The organism is Corallococcus sp. AB049A (assembly GCF_003668885.1).
In the GTDB taxonomy this organism is placed as follows: domain Bacteria; phylum Myxococcota; class Myxococcia; order Myxococcales; family Myxococcaceae; genus Corallococcus; species Corallococcus interemptor.
Genome location: NZ_RAWL01000385.1, coordinates 1 through 8,326 on the forward strand (window position 1 = coordinate 1; position 8,326 = coordinate 8,326).

Sequence of the window (8,326 nt, forward strand, 5' to 3'; positions counted from 1 at the left end):
CTTCCAGACCGCGGAGATGTACGGCTCCGCCGCCCGCATCTGCCGGGCCGTTTCGCCCAGCTCACTGCCCGGCGCGTCCTCCTGCTTCCGACGCTCCTGGTCTGCCATGCGGACGCCTCACCAAACCCCGGGAAAGTCTTGGGTTTCCTTCCACCAACCCCGACCCCGCCCATACACGCGCGGGCGCCGCTTAGCACCGAATGCGCGGCGCGTGCAACCGCTACGGGGACGCGGGGCACCCCACCGCCAGCAGCGGTTGCGGCACCCGCAAGCGCAGCTACCACGGCGCCGGGGCCAAAGGGGTGGTTTCTCCTCTGTGGAAGAGGCTCGAAGGAGCAGGCGGCCCGGGGGGCGCCCGATGGATCAGCGGCAGCCGAGCCCCAGGGAGGTGACGGGCGGCCGGGCGGAGCGCCCTCCGTCTCTCAGCACCGGGGCTGGGGCATCGCCAGCTTGGCAGGGGTCACGTTGGCCGTTCATGCCCGAGGAGTCACGCATGCCGAAGCCGCTCGAGCTCACCTCTCCGAAGTTCAAGGACGGGATGCCCATCCCCATCGCCTACACCGGCGAGGGCGACGACAAGGCACCGCCGCTGCATTGGGAGAACCTCCCCGCCGGGGCCAAGAGCCTGGCCCTCATCGTGGAGGACCCGGACGCGCCGGACCCGGCGAACCCCCAGCGCACCTTCTGCCACTGGGTCCTCTACAACCTCCCCGTCAACGCCCAGAACATCCCGGACGGGGCCACCCTGGAGGTGCTGCCGGACGGGGTGAAGCTGGGGCGCAACGACTTCAACCGGCAGGACTACGGCGGGCCCATGCCGCCCATTGGCAACCACCGGTACTTCTTCAGGCTGTACGCCCTGGACACGGTGCTGCCGGACCTGAACCAGCCCACGCGCACGCAGCTGCTCCAGGCGATGGAGGGCCACATCGTGGGGGAGACGCAACTGATGGGCACCTATGAGAAGGCGCACCACCGCAGGCACTGAGGGCGCACGGGGGACCTCAAGGTGACGGCAGCTCGCGCGGCATCACCGCGGGCAGGCCAGGCACCTTGAGGTACTCCACGCGCGTGGGCCTGGGCTCCACCCGGGGCCAGCCCGGCGCGTCCAGCGCGGCGAGCAGCCTGAGCACCGGGTAGTCAAAGGACTCCACGCGCGGCCCTGACGCCGGCATGGGGGCCAGTCCCCACGCGAGCGACAGGCGCAGCCGTTCGCACCGGGCGAGCTGCGGCACGTACGCGGGCAGCTTCGCGTGCTCGCCCGCCTCCAGGAAGCGGCAGTACGCGATGGCCTCCTCGCGGTTGAGCACCTCCGGCGGCACGTCCTGGAGGAAGCGCGCTCGCAGCGCGGCCAGCTCCGGCCGCTTCGCTTCGTCCACCCAGGGGAGCTGTTCGCGCACGCGCTCGGTGCGGTGGAAGTCCATCATCCGGCCCGCGCGCTCCACCACCACGGGCTCCACCCGTTGGAGTGCGTCCGCTTCCAACGGCGTCAGGTCCAGCGGGGCCAGGGCCGCGCGGGCGTCGTGGCGCCATGCTTCACGGAAGCGCGGATCCACGTGCAGCCGCGCCAGGACCTCCAGCGTTCGTGGGTAGCTCATGCCGCGCTCGCACCGCAGCGCTGGAGGATGGCGCGCGCGCGGGCCAACTCCTCCACCAGCCGCGCGAAGGGAGGAAAGCCGCTGTCCATCTCGAAGTTCACCCCGCGCACCGGGCTGCGGGGCGCGACGTACTCCAGCAAGCGCCACACCTCCTCCGGCGACGGCGCGGAGTGGCTGTCCAATCTCAAGCCCTCCATCGTGATGCCGCCCGCCAGGTGCACCTGCACCACGCGGTCCAAAGGCAGACGGTCCAGGAAGGCATACGGGTCGAACCCGTGGTTGACCGCGTTGCAATACAGGTTGTGCAAATCCAGCAGGAGGCCGCAGTCCGCGCCCTCCACCACGCGGCGCAGGAACTCCGCCTCATCCAGCGTGTTGAGCGGCGTGTGGAAGAGATACGCGATGTTCTCCACCACGAAGGGCACGTCCAGGTCCGCCCGCGCGGCCTTCACGTTGCGCACGCACGTGGCCACCGCCTCCTCCGTCAGCGGCACCGGCGTCAGCGCGCGCAGGGGCAGGTTCCCCACGCGCGTGAAGCACAGGTGGTCTCCGTGCCAGACGCTCTTCGTGACGTGGCGGATGCGCTTCAGGCCGTCCCGGTAGCCGGGCGCGTCCACGCCGTCCGAGCCCACCGACAGCTCCAGGCTGTGGCCCACCAGCGGATAGCGCTTCGCGAGCAACTCCAGCCGCCGCTCCGAGTCCGGCGTGAGCGGCAGGAAGTGCTCGGGCGTCACCTCCAGCCAGTCCACGCCGGGGTTGCCGCGCGCCAGGTGCGGGTTGAGGTCCCAGCGGTAGCTGAGCCCCACGCCCAGGAAGGGAAGGCCCATGGCGTCAGCCCTTGCGCCGCGCCATCACCTGGAGGTGCTGCCCCAGGACGGCGAAGCCCTCGTGCGCCAGCTTCTCCTGCAACGCCAATATCTCCTCTCGCGCGGCCCACGCGTCCCACGGCGCTTGCGCGGTGTTGCCGTGCGCGGCGGCCATCGCCTTGAGCATGTCGAAGAACATCACCGGCTTGCCGAAGATCTCCAGCAACTCCGCGCCCGCGCCCGCCACCGCGCGCTCCAGCTCGCGCACCGTGAAGGCGTGCACCGGCAGGCCATACGGGCACGTGGTGCGGCCGTCGTGGAGCGTGCGGAAGGCCTCCTGCGGCTTGCCCTGCTTCAGGTAGCCGGAGAACGCCTCGTAGCGGTTGTCCACGCCCAGCACCACCGGCGCACCCGGCTTCGCCACGCGCACCAGCTCCTTCACCGCGCGCGGGTACGCGTCCAGGCAGTACGACACCGGGTCGCCTTCGCAGAAGACCAGGTCGAAGGCCGCGTCCGGCAGCTCCAGCGCCGCGACGTTGCCCTCCACGAAGGCCGCGCGGTCCAGGAGCCCCTTCGCGGCAAACTGCGCCCTCGCGCCGTCCAGCATGCCCGGAGAGATGTCCAGCACGGTGACGTGGTGCCCTCCTTCCGCGAAGCGCGTGCCGAACTTGCCGCCTCCACCGCCCGCGTCCAGCACGCGCCAGGCCGTGCCGTCCCTGGGCAGCAGCGCCTCCACCGGCTTCCAGGTGAGGTGCTCGTACGTCAGCCAGAACAGCTTGATGGCCATGGCGTCCGGCGCGCCCTGGTCGTACTTCGGGGACACCTCGTCGTAGCGGCGCTTGAGGCTCTGCGGGTCGGCGGAGGTCATGCGGATGGCCCTTGGGACAGGTCAGTAGTTGAAGGAGATTTTCGAGAGGATCCGCCGCTCCTGAGAGCCGCCGAAGGGCTGATCCGTGTAGACGAGGAAGATGTCGCTCCACTGGCGGTAGTGCCACCCCACCATCGCGTCCAGGAACGTGCCCTTCACGGAGTTGTAGTCCGCCAGCTCGTACACGCCGCCCTTCTGCAACGTCAGGCGCGCGTAGAGGTCCGGGCTGAAGTGGTAGCGCAGCTGCGCGTAGCCGGAGAAGCTGTAGCCATCACCCGACGTGCCGTAGAGGTCGCTGTTCGTGGGCACGTTGAAGTTGCGCGTGTAGAAGCCGCTGAAGCGCGCGACGATGTGCGGGCCAATCTTGATGTTCGCCGCGCCGTTGAAGCCGCGGATCTCCCCGCCCAGGAAGCGGCCGGCGACGGCGGTGAGCGTGTAGCTCTGCCAGTCGTGCGGGAACAGGGTGAAGCCGAACGTGCCCAGCCGGTCCCGGAAACCCAGGTTGTCGTCGTAGATGCCCTCCAGGTAGAGCGCGAAGTCGTGGTGCAGGTAGGGCTGCACGTTGAGGCGGTTGCGCCAGCGCGTGCGCTCACCCTCGTGGTTGCGGCGCCACAGCGAGTCCCACGTCACGTCCAGCCGGGGCAGGAAGCGCCACTTGGGGAACGGGTTGAGGAACACGCGCGAGTTGTAGCCCTGCTTGTCCACCACCGGCGTCCAGCCCAGCGGGTTCGCGTAGTTCTTCCCGATGTCCTCGAACTGCAGCCAGAACTCCGACAGCGTGTCGAAGCGGTGCAGGCCCACGTGGTACGCGTCCGAGTCCTCGTTGCCCAGCGGGCTCCAGCTCTTCAGCGCCTGCGCCTGGATGAAGAACTCCTCGAAGAGGTGGAAGTTGCCGTCCACGCCCACCGTCTGGAAGTCCGAGTCCCCGAACAGCCCGCCCCGCCCGCTGCGGTTGATCGCCACCAGCGAAATCATCGACCGCTTGCCGATGTCCTGCTGCAAGCGCAGCACGCCGGAGTTGACGTTCTCGAAGACCTCGCGGCCATTGGCGTCCCGGCCGGTGGAGTCTCGGTGCTGGATGTCCATCATCGAAAAGCTCAAGCCGCCCAGCTTGCCGGTGAGCTGCATGCCGCCCCACACCCGGTCATGCGGCCGCAGCGCGATGCGGCGCGAGGTGAAGACGTTGATGGGCGCGATGAACAGGTGCTCGCTCTCCGTGAAGAACGCGCGGCGCTCCGGCAGCAGCGGCAGATCCGTGTCCAGCAGCAGGAAGCTCTGGTCGGCCTCCGCGTCGCTGAAGTCCGGGTTGGCGGTGAGCTTCACCGACAGCCAGGGCGCCGGGTCGATGCGCGCGTCCGCGCCCACGTTGGGACGGAAGGTGCCCCGGTCGTCCGTCGTCTTCAGCGCCACCGTGGTGGCCACGTACGGGGTGATGCTGAAGATGGGGCGCGGCTTGATGCCCTTCAAGCCCTCCAGGTGCGGGTAGCGGCTCACCTTCGCGCTGTTGACGCCGTCCGGCGTCCAGTTGCTCCACTCCTGGTTTCGCGACTGCTCACGGTCCAGGAGCATGCCGAAGGAGATTTCGTCCTTCGTCTCGAACTGGAAGTTGGCGAACGGGATGCGGACCTCTGAAATCCACCCGTCCTTCACGATGGTGGACTTCGTCTCCCACTCGCCGCGCCAGTTGGTGGAGAACGCCTCGCCGTCATCCACGATGCGCCCGTCGGTGCGCACGCCCAGCGGGTTGGTCCAGAAGTAGTACGCGTTCCGGTGGTCCAGGAACGTGTCCAGGATGATGGTGATGTTGTCCTCCTGGTGGAGGAACCCCTCGTTCTGCACCGTGTAGCCGGTGATGCGCTCCGGCTTGGAGTCGATGCAGTGGAAGAGGAAGTACAGGTTGTCCTGGTCGTAGAGGATGCGGACCTTTGTGTCGTCCGGCGCGGGCTTGCCGTAGTTGACGCGCGTGAGGTACCAGCCGGAAATCTCCGGGGCCGCCTGCCACGCGGGCTCGTCCCCCTTGCCGTCGATGGTGATGGCGTCCTGCGTCCGCGTGGCGGAGACCTTGTACGTCGAATCAGCGTGTCCCAGCGTGGGCACCAGCGCGGCCAACAGCGCGGTGCCCCAGCGACACACGTGGCGAAGGGGACTCATCCGTGCTCCGAGGTGGGGGTGAGGGCGGCCATGGGGGCCGGTTCAGGCGTGACGGGTGAAGACGCCTCGCGCACGCGCGACACACAGCCGAGCGCCAGCACGAGGGACACCGACGAGAGAAGGAACGTGCAGCCGATGCCGGCGGCTTGCGCGACGAAGCCGTAGGTGACGGGCGCGAGCACGGAGGCCAGCGCGGCGCAGGCGCCCAGCGCGCCCATGAACCGGCCGCGCTCGGAAGGGCCCGGGGACTGCTCCACCACCAGCGCGGACGCGGAGGAGCGGTGCAGGCCGTCCGGAATCGCCAGCAGCACCCAGGCCGCCACCAGCGTCACCAGCGCGGCGCCGTGCGGCAGCCATCCCGAGGCCCCCAGCACCGCGGCCAGCACCGCCATGCCCGCGAGGCCCGGGACAATCAGCCCCACGCGCCGGGCCAGCCGGTCCGACAGCCGCCCGCCGAAGGGCTGCGCGAACGCGTACGTCAGCCACGACGCCGCCACCAGCGGACCCACGGCCTCCCGGGGCGCGCCCAGTTCCACCGCGTACAGCGGCAGGTACGTGGGGAACAGCGCCAGCGCGAAGGTGAAGAAGAACTGCCAGAGGAACAGCGCCGCCGCGCCCGGCCGGTCCTTCACGTAGGTGAAGGGCGACCACAGCCCCCGGAACACCAGGCCCCACGCCGCGCCGCCGCGCCCTGCCTCCGCGCGCTCGGGCCGCGCCGGTTCGTCCAGCCCCAAGAGCAGCAGGCTGCCCGCGAGGAACAGGCCTCCCGCCAGGAAGAAGGTGCCCGCCACCGACAGCGCGCGGATGACGGCGGAGGACGCGAACAGCGCCGCGACGAACACCAGGTTCGACGTGGCATCCAGCAGCGAGAACAAGGTGGCGCGCTGCTTCGCGGGCGCGAAGTCCGCCACCATCGCGTTGGACACCGGCGCCGCGCTGCGCGACAGCAGCATCTTGAGGATCATCACGGCGGCGAGCGGCTGCGGGTCGTCCACCAGCGCCACCGCCGGCACCATCAACGACGTGACGAGCGACAGGCCCACCACGAAGGGCTTGCGCCCATGGCGGTCCGACAGCGCCCCCAGCACCGGCTGCACGAAGATGGGCAGCAGCGCCCCCACCGTGTAGAGCGCGCCAATCTCCTGGAAGCCCAGGCCCCGCTCGCGCAGGTACAAAGGCATCACCGGGTTGAGCAGGCCCGAGGCCGCCATGCCCAGGAGCCCCGAGCCCAGCATCACCCGCAGGTTTCCCAGCCCCCGCGTCAGGCCATACATCTCCCGGATGGCACCCACGCCCTGGCGGATCATCCCCCCACTCCTTCCGTGGCGGCGTCAGGCTTCAGCCCCAGCACCGCCTCCACCGCCTTCGTGAGCGTGGGCACCGGCCGCACGTCCAGCGCCGTCAGGGGCGCCGGGTCGAACCCGCTGCCCTCCGGCACGAACACCGCGACCCGCTCCGCCCGCGGGAACACCTGCGTCACGTAGGCCTGCGCCACGCCCAGCTTTCCCTGGAGGAACTCGCGAGGCGCGGGCGCGAGCCTTTCGCCATGCGCCTCCAGCGCCACGCCCGTGCCCAGGAAGGGGGACGGCAGCGGCAGGCCCGACAGCAGCGCCACCCACGCGACGAACAGCGGCAGCGACGCGCTCCGGCCATCCAGCGTCACGTTCCGGCCGCGCGGCGAGACGTGCAGGTCCGTCTGCTCCCACGGCAGCGCGTAGCGCGCGCGGCCCACCGCCGACAGGTGGCGCGCATGGTCCTGCCACGCGGGGGTGAAGGCGTTGCCCCGCGACACGTCCGTCCACAGCCGTCCCTGGCCGGGGCGCACGGACACCTCCACGGGCACGACTCGAAAGAGCGCGTGTCCGCCGACGTCCGCCTGGGTGAAGAGCAACAACTGCGTGGATGCGGGCAGCATGGGCGGGGCGTGTCGGTGGGCGCGAGGAAAGACACAGCCGGGAGGAGGAACGGCGCCCTCCTCCCGGCCGTGAAACGCGTTACTCCGCGACGACGATCACGCCCATGCCGTTGGAGCAGGTGCACTTGTCGGTGGCGGCGGCAACGCGGACGATCTCGGACTGGATGTACATGGTGGTTCTCCTGGGTTTGGTTTGGGTTTCGAGGGAAGCGGCGGGCGCGACTACTCCGCGACCGTGGTCGTCGAGGCGATGACCATGCCGTTGGAGCAGGTGCACTTGTCGGACGACGCGGACACGCGGACGATCTCGGACTGGATGTACATGGTGATTCTCCTGGGTGGTTTGCTGCGTTCACTGCCACTGCGGTGAAACATGGCGGAGTGTGGACAGGGGGTCTGACATTGCCTGCCAACACACCGTTGCTTCATTCCAGACGCAACGAGACGTCTCACGTCTGGTATCGCGCGCACCCGGGGCGACCCGGGAGCACGGGATTCCCAAAGACTTGAATGACCGCGGACGGCGGGAAATCAGACGGGGCGCGAGGGCTCGCACAGCCCCAGTTCCTGGAACTGCGTCACGGTGCGCCGCACGTCGGCGCGGATGGCCTCTTCCTGACCCTCGGCGCCCAGCCGCCGCGCCAGCGACACCACCGCTCCCTCCAGGGACGTGCCGCCCTGGCACAACTCGAAGATGCGTGCGGCGGTCTCGTTCACCCGGAAGACCTCTCCGCCCTCCGTATCCATGAGGAAGAAGGCTCCGTCCTGCTGTTGGACGATGACGCCGGAAGCCGCGCGAGGCAGGTTCAAGACATCCCCCTCTGAAACCGGATTGTTACAATTCCATGTTTGTAAATGCCTTCATTCGGGGTGTCAACACATGCAAGGATTTGGGTTGGGGAGCCATGAGAGGGTTTGGGAACGTGACAGGTCTTGAGACGCCGCGGTGTGCCAGAGCGGGGCGCGGCTGTTGTGCGCTGGTGGGCGA

Annotated in this window: 8 protein-coding genes; 1 reads left to right on the forward strand and 7 read right to left on the reverse strand. The window is 69.3% G+C overall.

Translation table 11 applies throughout. The features are described from left to right. The first annotated feature begins 493 nt into the window (after positions 1–493). Positions 494–988, forward strand: coding sequence for a YbhB/YbcL family Raf kinase inhibitor-like protein (locus tag D7X55_RS30815; RefSeq protein ID WP_121724929.1), 495 nt, complete (start codon positions 494–496; stop codon positions 986–988). Positions 989–1,004: 16 nt separating this feature from the next. On the opposite strand, the gene D7X55_RS30820 is transcribed toward D7X55_RS30815, so the two are convergent. The 7 genes from D7X55_RS30820 to D7X55_RS30850 form a co-directional block, all read right to left on the reverse strand. Next, a complete protein-coding gene (locus D7X55_RS30820; RefSeq protein WP_121724930.1) occupies positions 1,005–1,598 on the reverse strand; it encodes a hypothetical protein in 594 nt (197 codons plus the stop codon). Further along, positions 1,595–2,425, reverse strand: coding sequence for a DUF692 family multinuclear iron-containing protein (locus D7X55_RS30825; protein WP_120552187.1), 831 nt, complete (start codon positions 2,423–2,425; stop codon positions 1,595–1,597). The genes D7X55_RS30820 and D7X55_RS30825 overlap by 4 nt, the downstream gene beginning before the upstream one ends. Positions 2,426–2,429: 4 nt before the next feature. Further along, positions 2,430–3,272 (reverse strand): methyltransferase domain-containing protein, encoded by an 843-nt coding sequence (locus D7X55_RS30830; RefSeq protein ID WP_121724931.1) that lies wholly within the window; start codon positions 3,270–3,272, stop codon positions 2,430–2,432. Positions 3,273–3,293: 21 nt separating this feature from the next. Beyond that, positions 3,294–5,423 carry a carbohydrate binding family 9 domain-containing protein gene (locus D7X55_RS30835; protein WP_121724932.1) on the reverse strand — a complete coding sequence of 710 codons (2,130 nt, stop codon included), beginning with the start codon at positions 5,421–5,423 and terminating at the stop codon, positions 3,294–3,296. Next, the gene (locus tag D7X55_RS30840; RefSeq protein WP_121724933.1) at positions 5,420–6,730 is read right to left on the reverse strand and encodes an MFS transporter; all 1,311 of its coding nucleotides are present in this window, start codon (positions 6,728–6,730) and stop codon (positions 5,420–5,422) included. The genes D7X55_RS30835 and D7X55_RS30840 overlap by 4 nt, the downstream gene beginning before the upstream one ends. Beyond that, the gene (locus D7X55_RS30845; RefSeq protein ID WP_121724934.1) at positions 6,727–7,338 is read right to left on the reverse strand and encodes a hypothetical protein; all 612 of its coding nucleotides are present in this window, start codon (positions 7,336–7,338) and stop codon (positions 6,727–6,729) included. The genes D7X55_RS30840 and D7X55_RS30845 overlap by 4 nt, the downstream gene beginning before the upstream one ends. A 531-nt stretch (positions 7,339–7,869) precedes the next feature. After that, positions 7,870–8,148: a PqqD family protein gene (locus tag D7X55_RS30850; protein WP_121724935.1), complete on the reverse strand. Its 279-nt coding sequence runs from the start codon at positions 8,146–8,148 to the stop codon at positions 7,870–7,872. Positions 8,149–8,326 lie beyond the last annotated feature (178 nt).

Bases quoted from the DNA above. Each gene is read 5' to 3' on its own strand.
- D7X55_RS30825 (WP_120552187.1), bottom strand. From the start codon at position 2,425: ATGGGCCTTCCCTTCCTGGGCGTGGGGCTCAGCTACCGCTGGGACCTC.
- D7X55_RS30830 (WP_121724931.1), bottom strand. From the start codon at position 3,272: ATGACCTCCGCCGACCCGCAGAGCCTCAAGCGCCGCTACGACGAGGTG.
- D7X55_RS30820 (WP_121724930.1), bottom strand. From the start codon at position 1,598: ATGAGCTACCCACGAACGCTGGAGGTCCTGGCGCGGCTGCACGTGGAT.
- D7X55_RS30815 (WP_121724929.1), top strand. From the start codon at position 494: ATGCCGAAGCCGCTCGAGCTCACCTCTCCGAAGTTCAAGGACGGGATG.
- D7X55_RS30835 (WP_121724932.1), bottom strand. From the start codon at position 5,423: ATGAGTCCCCTTCGCCACGTGTGTCGCTGGGGCACCGCGCTGTTGGCC.
- D7X55_RS30840 (WP_121724933.1), bottom strand. From the start codon at position 6,730: ATGATCCGCCAGGGCGTGGGTGCCATCCGGGAGATGTATGGCCTGACG.
- D7X55_RS30845 (WP_121724934.1), bottom strand. From the start codon at position 7,338: ATGCTGCCCGCATCCACGCAGTTGTTGCTCTTCACCCAGGCGGACGTC.